This window comes from Maridesulfovibrio sp. (assembly GCF_963678865.1).
Taxonomy (GTDB): Bacteria; Desulfobacterota; Desulfovibrionia; order Desulfovibrionales; family Desulfovibrionaceae; genus Maridesulfovibrio.
In genome coordinates, this window is record NZ_OY787459.1 from 2,304,976 (window position 1) to 2,323,887 (window position 18,912).

The window sequence follows — 18,912 nt, forward strand, 5'->3', positions numbered from 1 at the left end:
ATGAAAATTTATGGACTGATTTTGGCGGCTGGATTTTCGTCGCGCATGGGAAAACTGAAAGCCCTGCTGCCGCTGAACGGCTGTACCGTGCTTTCCCGCTGCATCCGTTCACTGGTCAATGGGGGGGCTGCTGATATATATGTGGTCACCGGACATAAGGCTGATAAGGTAGGTGCGGAAGCAAAGGTCCTCGGCATGCACGAAATTTTCAATCCTGATTATGAACAGGGAATGTTCTCCTCTGTTAAAAAAGGGGTTCAAGAACTGCCTGATGACGCAGAAGCTTTCCTCATCCTACCGGTGGATATTCCTCTGGTCCGTTCTTCAACCATTCGGGCTTTGACCTTTGATTATTCCTCTGCGCCTACTGACATTATCTACCCCTGTTTTCGCGGGGAAAGGGGACACCCGCCGCTGATCAACACAAAATTGATCCCTGAAATCATCGCTCATGACGGCAAAGGAGGTCTGCGAACAGTCCTTGAACGGCATGACAGTAACGCACGGGATTTGAACATGCCGGACATTGGCATCCTGCACGATCTGGACACGCCTGAAGATTACGAAAAGGCCCGACAGATTTCCCGCCGACGGGTGCCGCTGCCTGAAGAGTGCGAAGCCCTATGGGAACTTGCCGACACTCCGCTGCAGACCCGAGAACATTGTAAAACAGTGGCTGAAGCAGCATGTCTGATGGCCGAAGCCCTGAACAAGGCCCGGAACCATAATAAACCGCTGGACCTGAACATAGTAAAATGCGCTGCCCTGATGCATGACGTAGCCAAGCTCAAGCGCAACCATGAAGCTGCAGGCGCGGCTATTCTCGCAGGTTACGGATTTTCCGGCATTGCCGACATTGTAGCCGCCCACCGGGATACGGATATTAAACCGGACTCACCGCTCACCGAACGGGAAATTGTTTTTCTGGCGGATAAACTTTTTCAAGGAACAAATCCGGTATCTCTCGACCAGCGCTATGGAAAAACACTGGAACGCTGGAAAGACGATCCAGAAGCCGTAACCGCCATCACCGGCAGACTGGAAAGAGCCAAAGACCTGCTCCTGCGCTATGAACAGGAAGCGGGGATCAACGTCCCGGAACGGTTGGCTCCGCTGGCGGCAAAGGCTATTCTATGATCGTCTTCATCCGTCATGGGGAAATAAAGGACGCCAAAGGACGCGCAGTGGGTCAGATTGACCTGCCTCTTTCCCGAAACGGACTTGAACAGGCCGCGCAACTTGCTGAATCTTTGGACTCCTTCCAACCCCGGCGTATCTATTGCAGTCCCCTGTCCAGAACGATGCAAACTGCATCATTGATTGAACAACAATGTGGGACAGGTTTAATCAGTGCTCCGGAGATTAAAGAAATCAACCTCGGAGAATGGGACGGGCTTGATTTCACCGAGATTAAAAGACTGTACCCGCAGGATTACAAAAGGCGTGGCGAGGATATTGCCGGCTTCCGCTCCCCCGGAGGAGAAAATTTCACAGACCTCAAAGAACGGGTCGGTTCTTTTCTCGAACAACTTAATTATGGTGAGGGGCCGATAATAGCCGTTACTCATGCCGGAGTGATCAGGACAGTGCTGCATATAATACTGGGTTTTCCACTGATAAATATTTTCAGGATTAAACCGGACTATTGCCATGCCACTGTCATTGATAAAAAAGGAGATAAATATTTCCTCAAAGCGTATAACCTACCGCCGAATCAGGGGCTAGGCTCACACCTGACACAATTGATGCCAGATTATGATTGATACCCTTGCCCTTGACTTATTCTCCATACGGACAGACAATAAAAATGTAATAATTATACAAATATAGGCATAATTAAAGCAAGGGAGCTATATGCAGGTAACCAAATTCGCCATTCCGGAAGTAATTTTCGGTAACGGAAGTATCACATATCTGGCATCATGCGCCCAAAGGCTAGGCGCAAAACGTGTCCTGCTGGTCAGTGACAAAGGGCTGGAGTCATCCGGGTGGGTAAAAATTATTATCAACCTTCTTAACGCCGCGAATCTTGATTGCATATATTTCGATGGTCTCACCTCCAATCCGCGGGCAGACCAGATCCAGCAGGGAGCTAAGCTTTACCGGGACAACAAAGCTGATGTCATCATCGGACTCGGCGGAGGAAGTCCCATTGACGCTTCCAAAGGCATCGCCACTATCGTCAGCAACGGCGGGGAAATCCATGACTACGAGGGAGCCAACCGCATCAGCCGCCCGCTGCCGCCAATGATCCTGATTCCCACCACTGCCGGAAGCGGTTCGGATGTCTCCCAGTACGCCATTATTACCGATAAACAACGCAAGATAAAAATGGCCATCATCAGCCGCTCTCTGGTACCCAATATTTCTATCATCGACCCGGACCTGCTGATTACCAAACCTCGAGGACTGATTCTCGCCTCGGCTGTGGATGCATTGGCCCATGCCATTGAGTCATACGTCTCCCGTCTGGCTTCGCCCTTCACAGAATCTCAGGCTTTGACAGCAATCAGGCTAATTGCAGGCAACATTAAGACCGCAGCAAATTCCAAAGATCCTGAAGCCTTGAAAAATCTCTCTATTGCCAGCACTGCAGCGGGCATGTCCTTTAGTAACGCAGGTCTGGGAGTAGGCCACTCACTGGCGCATTCCCTCGGAGGGAGATACGATGTAACCCACGGATTGACCCTGCCCATCCTGCTGCCTGCGGTTGTCAGATTCAATAAATATTGCTCGGAAAGAAAAATGGAAACCATTGCCCGGACTATCAACAACAGCTGTCCGGCTCCGGTGAAACAGAAAAAACGGGACCTGAGTGAAATCCTGCAGGCAATGTTCGAAGAACTGGAAATCCCCATGCGTCTCCGGGACATTGTACCGGACAACGACCAGATGGAAGCAATCTGCCGCCTCGCGACCAGAGATGCCTGCACAGTAACCAATCCGCGAAATGCAGACTGCGATGATCTGCTCAAAATCTGCGGGGAGTCATGGTAATGGGAAACAGAGCAACACTGCACGATCTGATCGGTATTGAGCACCACAAACTGAACTTCTTTCAGGAACTCCAGCAAAATATCAAGGAGCTGACTGAAATCAACCGCGAATCAGAAGACCAGCGCTGTGAAATCGCGGCTATTCTCGACGGCATCACAGATGTAATGATGGTCCTCTCAGAGGATCTTGAAATCATTTCCGTAAACCGGGTTTTTGAACAGCTTTTTCCCGGCATCAATCCCATCGGCAAAAAATGTTATGCCCTGTTCCGGGAAACCAAACATGCCTGCACTGAATGTCCGGCCTTTAAGTCCCTTTCAACCAATACGGTCTGCAAAGATACGGCTATTTTCCATATTGACGGCAAAAACATGCAATTCGACATGGTCGCTTCGCCGTTAAAGACCCCCGGAACCGAAGAAGACCGCATCCTGATCTTCAAAAGGGATGTGACCATGGAAAAGGAATATCAGGCCAAATTCTACCAGGCCGAGAAAATGGCAACAATCGGGGTGCTGGCTGCCGGGGTTGCGCACGAGATAAACAATCCCATGGCCGCAGTGGCCGGATTTGCCGAAGGGATTCAGCGCAGGCTGACCCGGCTCGATGACAAAATTCCCGATGAACTGGCCGAAGACCTTTACGATTACACCAATACCATTCTTAAAGAATGCCTGCGTTGTCAGGACATTGTAAAGACCCTGCTCTCATTCAGCCGCCCGGTTGCTTCGGAATTTATACCCGTGGATATAAATCAGGTAGCTGAGGATACCCTGCGCCTGCTGGACCACCAATTCCGCCGCTACCAGAATGTTGAGCTGGAGGTAAAGCTGACTTCCCCCATGCAACCGGTTCTCGGCAACGAGGCCCAGCTCAAACAGGTCATCCTTAACCTGCTGACCAACGCTGTGGACGCCATTGAACACAACGGTAAAATCAGCATTGAAACCTTTATTGAAAACAACCACATAGGAGTGAGAGTCAGCGACTCCGGGTGCGGTATTCCCGAAGAAAACAAGGGAATGCTCTTTGAACCGTTCTTCACCACCAAGCAGATCGGTAAAGGGATTGGCATCGGTCTTTCGACCTGTTTTAACATTGTAAGAGAACACAGCGGTGAAATCATAGTGGACAGTGAAGTGGGCAAAGGGTCCACATTTACAGTACTTTTCCCCCTGCAGCGAGATTAGGAAATGTCAGAATCATACAAAGTGCTTGTGGTGGATGATGAAGAATCCATCCTGAAACTGCTCAGCAAAGAACTTGCCAGCCCTGAACGCATTGTGCAGACCGCTAACTGCGCCAAGACTGCAAGGGAAATGGTCCGCAAGGAACGTTACGAAGTTATTATCTCCGACATCCGCTTACCGGACGGGGACGGCCTTGAGCTGCTCACCGAATTTAAAGACATGGAACCGGATGTAGAAGTCATCCTGATCACCGGGCACGGAAATATCGATAACGCCGTGGAAGCCATCCGCATCGGGGCCTATGATTACATAACCAAACCTTTCCGCCTCGACCGGGTGGAACTTGTGGTGGACCGCGCATGGCAACGAGTCTGCCTGACCCGTGAGAACCGCAGTTACCGCCATTCCCATCAGAGCGACACGTCCAGTTCACAGCTCATCGGCAGTTCTACGCCAATCAAACAGATCAAGCATTTGATCAATAAAGTTGCCCCCACCAATGTACCGGTGCTGATCACCGGGGAATCCGGGGCTGGTAAAGACGTGGTAGCCCACTCCATCCACTGCGCCAGCCTACGTGCAGGCAAACCTATGATTGTAAAGAACTGCGCCACCCTGCAAAAGGAACTTTCGCGCAGCGAACTTTTCGGACACACCAAAGGCTCCTTTACCGGGGCCACTGAAAACTGCGACGGCTTGATGACCTTCGCCCATACCGGCACCCTCTTCCTTGATGAAATCGGGGAACTGCCCATGGAAGTGCAGGCCTCACTGCTGCGTGTTCTGGAATCGCATACCTTCCGCCGGGTTGGGGAAAAGGATGAACGCACCGTGGATATCCGTTTCCTTTTCGCCACCAACCGTAACCTTGCCAAGGAAGTGGAGGAAGGCAGATTTCACGAAGCACTTTTCCACCGCATCAACGTTTTCAACATCAGCCTTCCGGAACTTAAAGACCGCCGCGAAGATGTCCCGTTGCTCATAGACTTTTTCATCAACAAGCTCGGCTTCCAGATGGGACAGGGCGAATACACCATCAGTGAAAGAGCCATGCAGTGCATGCTTTCCTACCACTGGCCGGGTAACGTCCGCGAACTACGCAACGTACTGGAACGCAGCATCATTCTGGCTGACAACAACACCATCACCTGCTCCTGCCTGCCCAAGGAAATCGCCGACCAGCCGGAACGCGAAGGCGAAGCCGGAATCCTTTCCTTGGAACGCATGGAGCGCGAGCACATAATCAAGGCCCTCGACTTCTTCAACGGCAATCGCCAGAAAGCGGCACAGGCTCTGGGCATCGGCCGCAAGACCCTTTACCGCAAAATTGATAAGTATAATTTGTAGAGATAATTAAACCAGAACACTGAAAGCCGCCCTGTGGGAACATGGGGCGGCTTTTTTAATCCAAATTCCATACTAATCCAGTGCCAAACCAGCCCCAGCTATGCTATGACTGGACTTCCTCCCCGGTTTAGGCAGGATATGCTTTACATAAACTCCCAAAGGAGGATTCAATGCGTAAAATATGTTTATTATTAATAGCAATTTCATTGTTTATAAGTTCAGCCGCTTATGCTGACCCCCTACAATCCGGCACGCGATTCCCGACGATTAAACTTGAGGGTAAATTATCTGCTGCCCAACAGGAATATCTGGGTCTGACCGGCACCGGGCCATGGGATCTTCTGGAGATAGATGCCGACTATATTATTATAGAGGTATACAGCATGTACTGCCCGCACTGCCAGAAAGAGGCACCGGCGGTAAACTCATTCTGCAACATGCTCAACAAAGCCAAAGAATGTGCTGAAATAAAATTCATCGGTATCGGTGCCGGAAACTCAGAGTTTGAGGTTGACTTTTACAGGAAGAAATATTCGGTGGAATTCCCGTTGTTCACGGATTCTGATCTGGATCTGCATTCTAAATTCGGCGAACCCGGCACTCCGCACTTTTTCATGCTCCAAAGAGACGGCAAAGGATTCAAGGTGATTCTCTCCCATGCAGGTCCCTTTGACTCTGCTGAAAAATTCATGAAAGCAATCAAAGACAAGCTTTAGGAAAATAGAGATGAAAAAAACGATTCTCTGCACAGCAGCTCTTCTACTGCTGACCTGCGCTAATGTTCAGGCAAAGGTGGCCAAGGAACAGATATACGAATCAAAACAAATGAAACCGGTCAACAGCGTGCTTAAAGTAAAAGTAGGAGATAAAGCGCCTGATTTTACACTGCCGTCAATTTCCGGCAAAAAAGTCTCCCTCTCTGAATACCGGGGCAAAAAAAACGTTATCATTTCATTTGTACCGGCAGCATTCACCCCCATCTGCTCCGACCAATGGCCGGGCTACAATATTGCCCGTGAACTTTTTGAAAAGTATGATGCGATAATCCTCGGAATTACTACAGATAACATTCCCTCTCTGCATGCATGGACCAGCCAGATGGGTGATGGAGGAGTCTGGTTTCCTGTTCTTTCCGACTTCTACCCTCATGGAGCCACAGCTGCAGCATTCGGAATTCTGAGACCGGAAGGAATCAGTGAGCGGGCAATTCTCGTCATCGATAAAGATGGGGTGCTCCGTTATATTGATATACACAATATTAATAAAAGGCCGGATCTCGGACAAATTATCAGGGCGTTAAAACAAACTGAAAATTGTAATTTCACGCTACAACAAAAAACTGGCTTGCTGACAAATTAAGGATTGGCTGTTTGTCTTGAAGTTGCCTGATTTAATTAAAACAAAAACGACGCGTATGTAGACAGGCGTGAGCTTCAGTATTTTTGCGCATAGAGGCCTCAAATGGTGCTTTATCAGTAGTCTAGCCGTTCCGGATTGCCGGAACGGCTTTTTTTATTTACAATCAATGTAAAAAATAAATTTATTACTATAACACACTACGTACAAAGATACAAAGAAAAGATTTTGATTACACAATCAATATAAAAAAGATCAAAAATATCTGTAAAATTATTCATCCCGGCCTTTTTTTCATGTATATATATGCTCACTGAAACACATGATCCTTCTGACACACTGGAGTGTAGAGCTGGTTCATATTGACACACCCATACTTCAGCCCCTGTCATGTAACACTTTTGTCAATATTGTTACATTTTTCACATTAAAAAAAAGGAGAATAACACAGATCAAGAATTAGAAAAGAATCACTACAGCAAAAGCCCAAAACGTTTAAGTCGCTGTATTTAATAACTTTTCACTTTGGCACATCTCTTGCCTTATAGAAAGCGTTAATAAGTACAAGACTAGGCCCAACCTTCTAAAAACCTATTAAGCTAAAGGATGGTCTCAAATGGCAGTACGTGAACAAGTAAACGGTTTTTTTATCCCCAGTGTAACCCTTATCGGTATTGGCGCACACAAAGAAATCCCCGCACGCATTAAGGCTCTCGGCGGTAAGAAACCCCTGCTCGTAACAGACAAGGGTATCACCGGCGTTGGCATCACCCAGCAGATTGTGGACATTCTGAAAGCAGAAGGTATGGACTGCGTAGTCTATGACGAAACCATTCCCAACCCCACAGACAAAAACGTTGCTGATGGCGTAAAAGCTTATCAGGACAACGGCTGCGACTCCCTGATCACTCTCGGCGGTGGTAGCTCTCATGACTGCGGTAAAGGCGTCGGCCTCGTTGTTTCCAATGGCGGAAGCATTCATGACTTCGAAGGCGTGGACAAATCCACTAAACCCATGCCCCCTTATGTAGCAGTTAACACCACCGCAGGTACTGCTTCTGAAATGACCCGTTTCTGCATCATCACCGATACCTCCCGTAAGGTTAAAATGGCTATCGTTGACTGGCGTGTAACCCCCGGTATCGCACTTGATGATCCCCTGCTCATGATGGGCATGCCGCCGTCCCTGACTGCAGCAACCGGTATGGACGCTCTGACTCACTCCGTTGAAGCATGGGTTTCCACCATTGCTACCCCCATCACTGATGCTTGTGCTGAAAAATCCATCCGCCTGATCAACAAGTACCTGCGCCGCGCAGTTGCTAACGGTCAGGACATCGAAGCTCGCGAAGGCATGTGCTACGCCCAGTATCTCGGCGGTATGGCTTTCAACAACGCTTCCCTGGGTCATGTACACGCTATGGCTCACCAGCTCGGCGGTTTCTATGACCTGCCTCACGGCGAGTGTAACGCCATCCTGCTGCCTTACGTTGAACAGCACAACCTGATCGCCAACGTAGAACGTTTCGCTGAAATGGCTGAATGGCTCGGCGTGAACACCGAAGGTCTGGCTCCGCGCGTTGCTGCTGATGCAGCTCTTGATGCTATCCGCCAGCTCTCCTCTGATGTTGGTATCCCCGCAGGCCTGAAAGCCCTCGGCGAAAGATACGGCAAGAAGGTCGATGAAAAAGACATCCCGACCATGACTGCCAACGCTCAGAAAGACGCATGTGGTCTCACCAACCCCAGAGTCATGACTGACGATGCAGTTGCCGCAATCTACAAGGCTGCCATGTAAATAATAAGTTCCATCCGGCCTGAGGATCTGCAAACCGCAGGCCGGATGTACAAGATACTTTTGTCACGGGCATACGGATCATTTTGCATAACAGAGGTCATGGATTGGCAAAGGTCTGATCCGTTTTGCCTGCAGAGATTCGGTTATAGGCGCGCAGGTGGAGCTGCAAACTAGATAAACCGAATGGACAATGTATTTACGGAGGGGGGAAACATACTCCCCCCTCAGAAATTTACCCCACGCAGGCCCGTTTGCAGTTAACGCCCACAATTTACAGCATACGGACCAATGCATAAAATTGTTTCAATCAAATACGGCCTTCACAGGCTGTTCACCCCGGCACCTTGGAAACATATGCAAACGGGCCTGCACTCCTCCTCTCTTCTAAAATTCTGATATCTCTCCTTTTTTGCTTTCTGTATATATTCATGCCGTTCATGGCTGGCTATTGTGCTTGATAGATAATATCTTTATTACTTCTTTCAAAAATTATCTCTTACAAGGAAAGCACAATGTTCATCCTCGAAAAACCATATGTATCTGCCCTGCTCAAAAAAACTCTTGCCGAACTCGGCAGACCGGTACTTGATAATAAAATCGCCAATGAAGCCTTGCAGAACGAAAATATTATCCTCAGCAAGGAAAAAGAATTCGTTGCCGCCTACAACGATGACCGCGCCCAGCCGGTCTACTCCAACTCGGAAAACGCAATTGACTGGATAGACAATAACCTGAACAGCGGCGACCTGCCCCACAAAATCAGACTTTTCAAAGACAAAGGTGCTTTCAGGGATCTGGTCCGGGACATGTATCCTGATTTTTTCTACCGCACTGTCGACTTCGAAGATTTAGATCATGTTAACGCAGACGAACTGCCCATTCCCTGCGTCATCAAACCTTGTGTCGGTTTTTTCAGTCTTGGCGTGCATATGGTTGAATCTGTTGAAGGCTGGCAGATAGCTGTTGAAGCTATCAAAAATGAAGTGGAACAGATAAAGACTATGTACCCTGCCAAGGTGCTGGAACTGGACAAATTCATTATCGAAGAATGTATTGAAGGTGAAGAATTTGCTGTTGATGCATACTATGACAGAGACGGCAATCCGGTAATCATCAACATATTAGGACACCTTTTCGCTTCGAGCGATGACGTCAGCGACCGCTGCTACATCACTTCCACAAATATCATCAACGAACATCATGATGAATTCCTGAAACTGCTGCGGAAAATAGGCAACCGGGCAGATCTGAAAAACTTCCCCATTCATATCGAAGTACGCACGGATGGGTACGGCAACCTTGGTGTCATTGAGGTCAACCCCATGCGTTTCGCGGGCTGGTGTGTAACAGATCTTGCCCACTACGCTTACGGTATCAACCCCTATAAATATTTTATGGAAGGTTTGAATCCGGATTGGGCTAAGATTTCCGGCTGTTGCGAAGGCAAAATTTTCGCCATGGTTATTGGAGATATTGATTCCACTGTGGACCGTTCCGAAATCACATCAGTGGATTACGAAGGTTTTAGAGCAAACTTTTCCACCCCTCTTGAATTACGAAAAATTGATTATAAAGAGCACCCTGTTTTTGCATTTATCTTTGCCGAGGTGGATGCGGATAATCTCGATGAATTAAAGAAGATGCTGCATGCTGATTTTACGGAATATCTGAATTTCCAGTAGGCCTTTGACAACTTACGCCATTTACGGCAGATTTCGGTATTATATCAACCCTTCAAGGAGATACCATGAGTTCAACAATCGAAGATTTGACTATACATTATGAAGAAGACGGACAGGTTATCGTCAAAGAACTGGACAAAGAGGTACTGACCAAAGGCGCATGGACCACCATCATGTTCCGCTACAAGCAGCTGGACCGCAAAAGCGGCGAATACGGCAAGGACATGTACACCATCCGCCGTTTCCGCAAAATGAAAGGCGAATACCGCCCGCAATCCAAATTCAATATTTCCAGCCCTGATCAGGCGCGCAAGATCATTGATGCCCTTGAAGGCTGGATTAAAGATCTGGAAGATTAAAATCTTTTGAAAACAGCCGGCCTCAGGGCAACAAAAAACTCCGCCCGGATATCCAGGCGGAGTTTTTGATTTATATAAATTCAATAATTAATTTACAGTATAAGCTCCACCTGCTTCGACCTTCTGCACAGTGGAATTGGTAATGGTAAACCAGAGGAACTCACTGAATCTGGTTCCGAGTTCATTCTTCTCACTGTAGGTACAGCCGACCAGCCAGCCGGAATCGGTGTAGTAACAATCCGTGGCTGAATCCATTTCCAATGTTTCAGGATACATGGAATTCTGCTTCAAATATTTCTTAACTTCAGGATAAAACTTCTTGTCGGCAGAAAGCATGGGCTTGGGCCCGAACTTCTCTAATTCTTTCATAAATGCTTCATATTTGTCCCGGTACCGATCATATTTACTTTTATAAAGTTTCTCCCCGGGATTCAGCTGCATCAGTTCTTCATAGATATCCATATTGGCCTTGAAATCACGCACCGGAAGAGCCTGTGCCTGAGCGTACAGCTTGCGCTCCAGCCTTTTGCGTAATTTTTTGTCATACCCTTTCAATTCCTTGCGGTACTTACTGTTCTCAGGATCAAGACCGGCAAGCTCCCCGTAATATTTGGCCAGATCAGCATAATTCCATTTGGAAGTCCGCTCAATACGGTCCAACAGATCCTTTTCCGTGGCCAGATGAATCATGGCCCGTAACTCATTGTTCATGAGTCCCTTGTTCTGCTCGGCAACAGTCAGGGCGGTTTCTGCATTCCCGGTTTCTATAAGACGCTTCATGGACTCAATAACCTTGGCCCTTTGCGCATCCTGCTTTTCCTTGACGATGCGTTCCTGCTCGACCCTGTGCTGTTCGACCACACGGGCCTTTTCCTCGGCAATGGACTGCTGCAAAATTAAAATTCCATACCCTGCGGCAACAAGCAGGATTCCTCCGGCTAAGCATCCAAGTAAAATTTTTCGCGACTGAATGAATTCTTTAATGGTTTCAATATTCATGGCAGCAAAGATACGGGCAGGGCTGCTAACCGTCAACCAAACTTAGCGCTTTATCCCTTTTTTTCATAACCACTCTAAACATATCTTTAGAAACTCCGATATGATCCATATGGAAGGAATACGGTTATGCAAATAAACGCATCAGCATTAAAAAGTAATTACGGAGCTCCGGCTTTACTGGAAAAAGGTTCTCCGCTTTTGGGCGGGAGCCGGACTTCCGGCGTTAGAGCGACGCGCCTGAACACTCCGGCCTCGCCCGTAAATACAGCTGACCAATTTGCGGAACTGATCGCTCAAAAAACCGTATCTCCCGACCAAACAGGCAAAACTCAGAAGGGTTCCGAGGGAGAATCCAATAATCCCAAGGACCCTTCTGATCTGGCCGGAGCACTCGCCGGAGCAGCCGACTTCATTGAAAGCAAATTCGGCCATGAAGCAGCCACAGCATTCAAAGGCATTGTCATTGCAAACTCAGGTGATCAGATCACCGAGGACTCCCTGAGCAACGGGCTGCTGAAATCCATCCAGTTCATAGACCGCAACTTCGGATTTACAGCCGGGGATCAGGTCATGGACCACTTCAATTCCAACCTGAACAACGCCATCAACGATTACTTTGAAAACGGGCTGCAGGAACATTTCTTTGCTGTCAGCCCCGGCGGAGAAGTCGGAAACGGAGCACAACTGACCCTGCAGAACACCTTTGCACAGGTCAGTCAACAATTCGGAGAAGAGACCGCCGAGAACATCAAAAGCCTGATCGAAGAAGTTCTTGAAGACGAAGGCAAGAGCCTTGACTCCCTAAAAAAAGGTTTAAAAAAAGGCCTGACTGAAGCGGAAAAAAACAATCCCGGCATCACAGACTTCGCCGGTCCCCTCGCTGCCGGTGAAATCATGGATAAGCTACAATCCGGAAGCTATGTAGCAGCACCGCCGACCGGTTCAGTGCTCAACCTTTCCGTATAGGCTATGCAGCCCTGACCATAGTTTCTTCTAAATACAACACACCATACTTCCGGACAAAACCTGTTTCATCCTCCCTAATTTACTGTTCAAGATTATTTTTTTTTGTTATCAGCAAGGAATCCAGTTCAATAAGCACTAAATGGAGGAGATGGAAATGAGCTTTTTCTGGTTTTTCTTCGGTCTTGCAATGACTATCACTGCTATTGCTTTCATCAAAGCAGGCAGCAAAGAAGACTAGTCATTCGTTAACGGGGGGTGCCCGTTTTTTTCCAACGCCTGTCCGGAAGCCTGTCAGACAGTTCCGGCTACAAGGCGCAAGAAAAAGACAGGAACAAAGCGTATACAGCATACGTGGGTTTCTGTCTTTTTTGCTTCTCTGCAAGTGATAAAATAACCCTGCCTACAATTCACTTTACTCCACAGAAAGTGACGTATCAGCAGTATTGCTCCGCTCTGCACTGACTTTTTTTACCCTTCTTTTTCAGAAGTCTTTCAGGTAATGTTGCGTATACCCACCCCAATAGAACATCACGGAAGACCAGTGAACAGACAGGACATACTGAATCAGATAAGCAAAGACATTAATGCGTGGAGCATTGTTCCCAGTGTCATTAAAGATGATACAGGTAAACCTGAATTTGAAATGCTGTTGGCAAATGCTGAAATGCGGGACCCCGGCACAGCATCCCTTCATTTCAGGGAGACCCGTTGCGGAGGGTTTGAATACGCTTCACGGGCTTTTCTGCACGCCCACCTGCAACCGGGAGACCTGTTCATTGATGTCGGTGCCCATTTCGGCCTTTACACACTGACCGCTGCCAAAAAATTTCCGGGCCAAATAAACGTGCTCGCCATTGAACCGCATCCGGCTAACCTGAAAAGGCTCCATCTCTGGTGTGAGTTCAATGAGTGCCTTGAAAACGTCAGAATCGCCGCATGCGCTGCATCCTCCAAAAGCGGAAAGAGCGAGTTGATCCAGAATTCCTCCATGGGGCACAGTCTTGTCCCTCAACCGGGCAACCGCAATCAGGGCAAGACACTTACGGTGCGACTGGAGACCGTGGACAATATCGTAATTCAAGCCGGATTCATGGATTCAGGAGAAAGAATTTTTCTTAAAATTGATACTGAAGGCCATGAACTGGCTACCCTTTCAGGCGCACTCGAACTGCTGAAATCCAGCCGGGTGGCTGCCATTATCTGGGAAAAAGGACATTTCCATAATTCCCGGCAGGGCATTCAGGAATTTACCGCCATCATGAGGTTGCTGCGAGATTTGGGTTACGATTCCTACCGCTTCCCCCACGAAGACATGGGCGGACCGCTGATTCCATATTCTCCCAGCCATGAGCTATGCAACATTATCAGCATAGACAGGTCCTTCTCTCCACTTCAGGTATACGAACAACCTTGGTCAGCCCATGCGGTGATGTCCTCAAGTATGCGGCCACCGGTTTCGGAAAATTTCATGATCGGGTTCACAAAAGAGCTGATCAAAGAAAAGAAAACCGACTGCGGACGCTGGTCCAGCTGGAATATGCTCGGCAACGAACCGGATCTGCGGGCTGGAATGGCAGGACAACTGGTCCCCGAAAATAGCAATGTGCTGGATGTGGGAGCCGGAATGATGCTCCTGCGTGATTACATCCCGGCAAGTTGTACCTATACCCCGCTCGACATTGTGGCCCGCAACAGAAATACAATCATTGCAGACCTTAACCAGCAACAATACCCGCAAAGCAAGTATGATGTGGTCTGCGCACTCTTTCTGCTTGAATTCATCCACGAACCGCAGCTCCTCTTTGACTGGGCCTGTAAACACGCAGACAGGCTCATCTTTACCTACCATCCGTTGCAGCCGGGAGCGGACAGGAACAAACGCAGGGCTGCGGGATTCTTTAATGACTACAATGTGGGTGAACTGAAATCCATGGCCCTGCAGGCGGGCTGGAAAACTGTTTCTTTCACTGATATCACTTTCGGGCAGGTCTGCTTTGAATGTCTAAAATAAGGATTGAACATGAAAATTTATTCCTGGAACGTTAACGGATTCCGCGCTGTAATAAAAAAGAATTTTAACGAATGGTTTGCACAGAGCAATGCCGATGTGGTCATGGTTCAGGAAACCAAAGCCCATCCAGACCAGATTCCCGAAGAAAACCGTGATTTTGACGGCTATGAATCCTTCTGGAACTGGTCCAAAGTCAAAAAAGGATACTCCGGCACAGCCTGCTTCACCCGTCAGCCTGTGCTGTCTCATTCATATGGACTTGCCGACGGAAAATTTCAGGGAGAAGGACGGGTTGTGCTCATGGAGTACGAACATTTTTACCTGTTCAACATCTACTATCCTAACGGACAGATGAGCGAAGAGCGCCTTGAGTATAAAATGGGATTCTACGACAGCTTCCTTGAATATGCTGAAGAACTGCGCAAAAAAAAGCCCATTGTGGTCGGCGGCGACTTCAATACCGCACACAAGGAAATAGATCTCAAAAACCCCAAGGCCAACTCCGAAAGGTCCGGCTTTCTGCCGGTTGAACGGGCATGGATCGATAAATTCATAGAACACGGCTACGTGGATACCTTCCGCATGTTTGATGACAGTCCGGGCAAGTATTCGTGGTGGAGCTACCGCTTCAATGCCCGCAAAAACAACGCCGGGTGGCGCATTGACTATTTCTTTGTTTCCGAAGAACTGAAGAAAAATGTAAAAGATGCGTGGATAGAATCCGACATTATGGGCTCGGACCACTGCCCCATCGGGATCGAACTGGATTTTTCCTGAAAATCCATTCCGGCAACTGTGCCCCGCTCCGCCCATGAAGAGAGAAACGGCAGTCCTGTAACAGGATTGCCGTTTTTTTTGCAAGATATTTACATACCACCAGCATGCACACGATTTGATAGATTCCTTAAAAAAGTTATGGTATTATTAAAAACAATACTAAGTAATCATTAATTAAGACGATATTATAATCAGTACAAAAATGCACGCCAGTCATAACAATACGAGGGAGGACACATGTTCAAAAACATGCGCATAGGCACTAAAATCGCTCTCAGCATCAGTGTGCTGATGATTATCATTTTTATCACCTTTACCGGGATAACTGTGAGTAAAACCCGAGAATCATCCATTATGCAGGCTAAAGGACTGGCCGGCGAGATGGCCGGGAGATACGTCAACGAGGTGAAAGGGATTATTGAAAAAGCCCTTGATGCCTCTTGGGTGGGAGCGGCCACAATTCTCAGCATGACCGAGTACAAGGAGACTATCCACCGGGATATGGTTGATGAATTCATCAAAAAGATTACCGAAGTGGATCCCATGTTCTTCGGAACCCAGATTGTTATTGAAGCAAATGAGCTTGACGGCCGTGACGCAGAGTTCATGGGCAATGATAAATACGGCCCCAAAGGGGAATACGGACAGTACGGCTGGTATGAAGGCGGTGCCTGGAAAATTACTGAAATGCACAGGAACGACCCCAACAATACCCGCTCATGGTACATGATACCGCGCGACACCCAAAAAGCGGTTCTGACCGAGCCCTATACCACCACGATAGTTCCCGATGTAATGGCTACAGTCAGTGTGCCTATTCTCAAAAACGGGAAATTCATCGGTGTTGTCGGAATCGACTTTGTCCTCGGGGCCTTTGAAAAAATGATCGCGGACATCCATCCCATGGAAACTGGTTACGCATTTATTACTTCCAATAAAGGATACTGCGTTGCCCACCCCAATAAAGATCTTGTAACCCAAAATATAGGGGAAGCCTTCCCTGAAAAAGACCGTTCGGCGATTATGGATGCCATTGAGAACGGCAAGCCCTACCACGCAACAATCACCTCCCCCAAAAACGGCAAAGAATACTTTTATGTATTTGAACCGATTATGATTTCCGGCACATCCACGCCATGGTCCTTCGGACTGGCCATCCCGACTGACAAAATCTACGCTGAAGCCAACAGTTTCCTGAAACTAATCCTGACAATTTCCGTGCTGGCTATCATACTGGTTGTCTGTGCTGTACTGTTTATTGCCCGCAGCATATCCAAACCAATCGGCCTGCTGGTTAGCGATGCGCAGGAAATTGCTCAAGGTAATTTTGATAACAAACTCGATTCCAACCTTTTCGGCGGAGAACTGAAGACTTTGCATGAGGCCCTGAACTCCATGGTGGAAAGTCTGGTCAAATTCATCTCCACTGCTGAAGAGAAATCCAAGGAAGCCGAGAAGCAGACCGAGGCCGCCAATACGGCCCTCGAAGAAGCAAGGCAGGCCAAAGAAGAAGCCGAACGGGCCAAAGCAGAAGGCATGCTGCAGGCTGCAAGGCAACTGGAAGGCATTGTGGAGCAGGTCACTTCCGCTTCCGAGGAGCTTTCCTCCCAGATTGAGGAATCCGCTCGCGGATCTGAAATCCAGCGTGAACGCACTTCCGAATCTGCAACAGCCATGGAAGAAATGAATGCCTCGGTTCTTGAAGTGGCGCAGAATGCATCTCAGGCTGCGGAAAGCGCCATGGACGCCAAAAGAAACGCTGAAAACGGCGGTAGAATCGTTGCAGATGTAGTATCTTCCATCGACTCAGTAAGCAAAGCCTCCTCTAAAATGGTCAGCGGCCTGAACGAACTGGGTACACAGGCGGAAGGCATTTCACAAGTCATCACAGTAATCACCGATATTGCCGACCAGACCAACCTGCTGGCACTTAACGCCGCCATTGAAGCGGCCCGCGCAGGTGAAGCTGGACGCGGCTTTGCTGTTGTAGCAGATGAAGTACGCAAGCTGGCTGAAAAAACCATGCAGGCCACTCATGAAGTTGAACAGGCTGTTCATGCTATTCAAGCAGAGACCAAAAGAAATATTGACGAGATGAACAATGCTGCCAACATGGTTGCCAAGAGCACCGAATATGCCGGCCAAGCCGGTGAAAGCCTTGAAACCATTGTTGAAAACGTGGACTCCACTGCAGATCAGGTCCGGGCAATTGCCACAGCCAGTGAGGAGCAGTCCGCTGCCAGTGAACAGATCAACCGCGGAACCGAAGAGGTTAACCGCATAGCCATGGAAACTGCCGAAGCTATGCAGCAGTCCATGACCGCTGTTGCCGACCTTGCAAGACTCTCCGGTGAACTTCAGAATCTCATTGAGGAACTCAAGGCGTTTAGCAACTGATTGCAGTAAAATTAAAAACTTGCTGGTAAAATCAAAACCAGCATACAAAGCAATAAGAAAAGGCTGGAACAACGTGTGGAGATAACTGCGCGGGTTTCAGCCTTTTTTTCTTGCCACTGTAGGAAGAACTCTCTGCAATGTCAGAGCTGCCGGAAAATCATTCTGCCATCTTTTTTTTGGAAATGAATACTTTTTACTTGAAAACGATTCTCATATTCATTATGACTGTTTTCAGGCAAACAAATCAAAACAGGAGATTTACCATGACCCAGACAGCCAGTATTTCTTCGTTAAACAAAAAACAATTTCTGAGAAAAGCATTCAAAGGTTTCAGCGGATCAAGCGAAAGAAAAGAAATCGAAGCCGAGAATCCGCCTTTCCCTGCCCCTGAAAAGGCTTGCCGGAACTCTCGACCTGAACTGGACTGCTGATTTCAGACACCACAATTTTTTAAAGAACAAACTCAAGCGGAGTATAAAATGTCAGATGTAGTCAGAGAAGCAGCCCGCATGCGGCGACAATACGGGTGGAAGACTTATCTTATAAAATTCAAGGATTACTACTCATACACCTTTGACCCCAGCCTTTTCCCGGAATTTGAATTGCTTGGTGAAGTTGGCGCCGACGGAGCGATCATCCCCTCCTCCAAGGCGAAATAAACACCCGCCATTATCCCGAAGGTTGGCCATGCTTAGCCAACTAGACTTCACCCTCCCGGTTTCACTACTATCCCCGTAGGCGAAGCCGGGAGTCTCTTTTATGGAAATGCCACTATTCTTCTAAACATTGGCGGGAGACATCATCTCCCAGCCGGTCCAAAACCTCCTGCAACGCATCAGGAATATCCCCGTTACCGCTTAAAAATGCCTGCACCTCTTCTTCATTGAGTCCGGCAGACTCGGCAATGGCCTTTATTTTTTCCGAAATTTCAGTCTGGTTCATATTATTCATCTACCCTTCCCATGCTGCATTTGCAAAAAAAGATTTCCCGGTAAACCTGGAACTGGACATCACGTAAAGATGGCTCTATGAA

The 18,912-nt window shown here is 48.1% G+C and carries 18 protein-coding genes; 16 read left to right on the forward strand and 2 right to left on the reverse strand.

Annotated elements, in window-relative coordinates:
* The 10 genes from ACKU41_RS10535 to ACKU41_RS10580 all read left to right on the forward strand — a co-directional run bounded on the left by ACKU41_RS10535 (position 1) and on the right by ACKU41_RS10580 (position 10,729).
* Positions 1–1,137, forward strand: coding sequence for a DVU_1551 family NTP transferase (locus tag ACKU41_RS10535; protein WP_319777279.1), 1,137 nt, complete (start codon positions 1–3; stop codon positions 1,135–1,137).
* Positions 1,134–1,763, forward strand: a complete 630-nt coding sequence (locus ACKU41_RS10540; protein ID WP_321400630.1) for a histidine phosphatase family protein — start codon at positions 1,134–1,136, stop codon at positions 1,761–1,763. Before ACKU41_RS10535 ends, ACKU41_RS10540 begins: the two co-directional genes overlap by 4 nt.
* 91 nt (positions 1,764–1,854) lie before the next feature.
* Positions 1,855–2,997, forward strand: coding sequence for an iron-containing alcohol dehydrogenase (locus ACKU41_RS10545; RefSeq protein ID WP_319777281.1), 1,143 nt, complete (start codon positions 1,855–1,857; stop codon positions 2,995–2,997).
* Positions 2,997–4,187 carry an ATP-binding protein gene (locus ACKU41_RS10550; protein ID WP_319777282.1) on the forward strand — a complete coding sequence of 397 codons (1,191 nt, stop codon included), beginning with the start codon at positions 2,997–2,999 and terminating at the stop codon, positions 4,185–4,187. Before ACKU41_RS10545 ends, ACKU41_RS10550 begins: the two co-directional genes overlap by 1 nt.
* A gap of 3 nt (positions 4,188–4,190) precedes the next feature.
* The gene (locus ACKU41_RS10555) at positions 4,191–5,534 is read left to right on the forward strand and encodes a sigma-54 dependent transcriptional regulator (protein ID WP_319777284.1); all 1,344 of its coding nucleotides are present in this window, start codon (positions 4,191–4,193) and stop codon (positions 5,532–5,534) included.
* Between the two features lie 170 nt (positions 5,535–5,704).
* A complete protein-coding gene (locus tag ACKU41_RS10560; protein ID WP_321400634.1) occupies positions 5,705–6,250 on the forward strand; it encodes a TlpA disulfide reductase family protein in 546 nt (181 codons plus the stop codon).
* A 10-nt stretch (positions 6,251–6,260) separates the two neighbouring features.
* Positions 6,261–6,893, forward strand: a complete 633-nt coding sequence (locus ACKU41_RS10565; RefSeq protein ID WP_321400637.1) for a peroxiredoxin — start codon at positions 6,261–6,263, stop codon at positions 6,891–6,893.
* Positions 6,894–7,506: 613 nt separating this feature from the next.
* Positions 7,507–8,688: an iron-containing alcohol dehydrogenase gene (locus tag ACKU41_RS10570; protein WP_319777288.1), complete on the forward strand. Its 1,182-nt coding sequence runs from the start codon at positions 7,507–7,509 to the stop codon at positions 8,686–8,688.
* Between the two features lie 512 nt (positions 8,689–9,200).
* Positions 9,201–10,370: an ATP-grasp domain-containing protein gene (locus tag ACKU41_RS10575; protein ID WP_319777290.1), complete on the forward strand. Its 1,170-nt coding sequence runs from the start codon at positions 9,201–9,203 to the stop codon at positions 10,368–10,370.
* A gap of 65 nt (positions 10,371–10,435) precedes the next feature.
* Positions 10,436–10,729: a hypothetical protein gene (locus ACKU41_RS10580; protein WP_319777291.1), complete on the forward strand. Its 294-nt coding sequence runs from the start codon at positions 10,436–10,438 to the stop codon at positions 10,727–10,729.
* Between the two features lie 87 nt (positions 10,730–10,816).
* Here the strand turns inward: ACKU41_RS10580 and ACKU41_RS10585 are convergent, their stop codons facing one another.
* On the reverse strand, positions 10,817–11,764 hold the full coding sequence (locus ACKU41_RS10585; RefSeq protein WP_321400640.1) for a hypothetical protein: 948 nt from the start codon (positions 11,762–11,764) through the stop codon (positions 10,817–10,819).
* A gap of 90 nt (positions 11,765–11,854) precedes the next feature.
* Between ACKU41_RS10585 and ACKU41_RS10590 the strand changes: the two genes are divergently transcribed.
* From ACKU41_RS10590 to ACKU41_RS10615, 6 genes are all read left to right on the forward strand, one after another.
* Complete coding sequence (locus tag ACKU41_RS10590) at positions 11,855–12,694, forward strand: hypothetical protein (RefSeq protein ID WP_321400642.1); 840 nt, start codon at positions 11,855–11,857, stop codon at positions 12,692–12,694.
* A 541-nt stretch (positions 12,695–13,235) separates the two neighbouring features.
* Positions 13,236–14,705, forward strand: a complete 1,470-nt coding sequence (locus ACKU41_RS10595) for an FkbM family methyltransferase (protein ID WP_321400644.1) — start codon at positions 13,236–13,238, stop codon at positions 14,703–14,705.
* Between the two features lie 9 nt (positions 14,706–14,714).
* Complete coding sequence (locus ACKU41_RS10600; RefSeq protein ID WP_321400646.1) at positions 14,715–15,482, forward strand: exodeoxyribonuclease III; 768 nt, start codon at positions 14,715–14,717, stop codon at positions 15,480–15,482.
* 237 nt (positions 15,483–15,719) lie between these two features.
* Positions 15,720–17,879: a methyl-accepting chemotaxis protein gene (locus tag ACKU41_RS10605; protein ID WP_321400648.1), complete on the forward strand. Its 2,160-nt coding sequence runs from the start codon at positions 15,720–15,722 to the stop codon at positions 17,877–17,879.
* A 263-nt stretch (positions 17,880–18,142) separates the two neighbouring features.
* Positions 18,143–18,310: a hypothetical protein gene (locus ACKU41_RS10610; RefSeq protein WP_319777298.1), complete on the forward strand. Its 168-nt coding sequence runs from the start codon at positions 18,143–18,145 to the stop codon at positions 18,308–18,310.
* Positions 18,311–18,358: 48 nt separating this feature from the next.
* Positions 18,359–18,538 (forward strand): hypothetical protein, encoded by a 180-nt coding sequence (locus ACKU41_RS10615; protein ID WP_319777299.1) that lies wholly within the window; start codon positions 18,359–18,361, stop codon positions 18,536–18,538.
* A gap of 112 nt (positions 18,539–18,650) precedes the next feature.
* On the opposite strand, the gene ACKU41_RS10620 is transcribed toward ACKU41_RS10615, so the two are convergent.
* A complete protein-coding gene (locus ACKU41_RS10620; RefSeq protein ID WP_321400652.1) occupies positions 18,651–18,830 on the reverse strand; it encodes a hypothetical protein in 180 nt (59 codons plus the stop codon).
* Between the last annotated feature and the right edge of the window lie 82 nt (positions 18,831–18,912).